The organism is Actinomadura sp. RB99, from assembly GCF_014706005.1.
GTDB lineage: Bacteria > Actinomycetota > Actinomycetes > Streptosporangiales > Streptosporangiaceae > Spirillospora.
The window spans coordinates 1-819 of the sequence record NZ_JABMCA010000190.1 but is presented as its reverse complement, the minus strand read 5'-3'; the positions used below and the strand labels follow the sequence as shown (position 1 = coordinate 819).

Here is an 819-nt window from a genome sequence, read left to right as displayed (position 1 = left end):
GGCCGCGCGGCTTCCGCGGACGCTCGCTGTGGTCCGCACCGGGTGGCACGACACGCCGGAGGGGCGCGTCTACGTCTACCCGGACGGGCGGACGTTCCCGGAAGGGCGCCGCGTTCATCTTGTGGGGGTTCCCGGCCGGACCGCCGCCGCCGCCGCACCCGATCCCGCCGCCGACGCGCTGACCGACGCGGAGGTCCGCGCACGCGTCGTCGCCGTTGCGGAGCGCGGAGGCTGGGCGCCGCTGCTCGGCCTCGCCGCCGGGGCGCGGACCCTGGGGCAGTCGATTCGGCCGGTCCCGTCCGCGCTGCTCGTCGTTGGCGCTCCTGGCTCGGGGAAGTCCTCGACCGCCAGCGCTGGCCGCGCGCTCGTGCTGAACGGTGCGCAGTGGCCACCGGTCGCCACCTCCCGCATGAAGGACACGATCACTGACGTCGAGATCGCCGCCGACACTGAGGCCGACATGCCCACGCTGCATGACGACCTCGCGCTACACGGCGAGGCGTCAGCGCTCGAACGGCGGACGGCTGTGGAGCAGTTGGAACGGCTGATCCGGCCCCTGGCGAACAACGAAGCGATCCGCGGGCGGCGGAACCGGGACATGTCGGCGCAGCAGCGCCGCTACGTGCGCAGTATCGCCGTGATCACTGCGCAGCAGCTCCCGGCCGGGATGCAAGCGAGTCTCTACCGGCGTGCGGTGATCCTGAACATCGAGCATGGAGACGCGGACGTCGATTGGTGGAAGCCCGCGGAGTTCGGCGGGGGGAACGGCGCCATCGACGCAGCTCCCGCGCTGCGCGTCGTGGGTGACCGGATCATCGC

At 72.8% G+C, this 819-nt stretch carries 1 protein-coding gene; it reads left to right on the top strand.

Going from position 1 to position 819, the window contains the following annotated elements; all coding sequences use genetic code 11:
• Positions 1-28 precede the first annotated feature (28 nt).
• Positions 29-819, top strand: a 791-nt coding sequence (locus tag amrb99_RS49500) for a hypothetical protein (RefSeq protein ID WP_190869041.1), incomplete at its 3' end; no start/stop codon positions are given.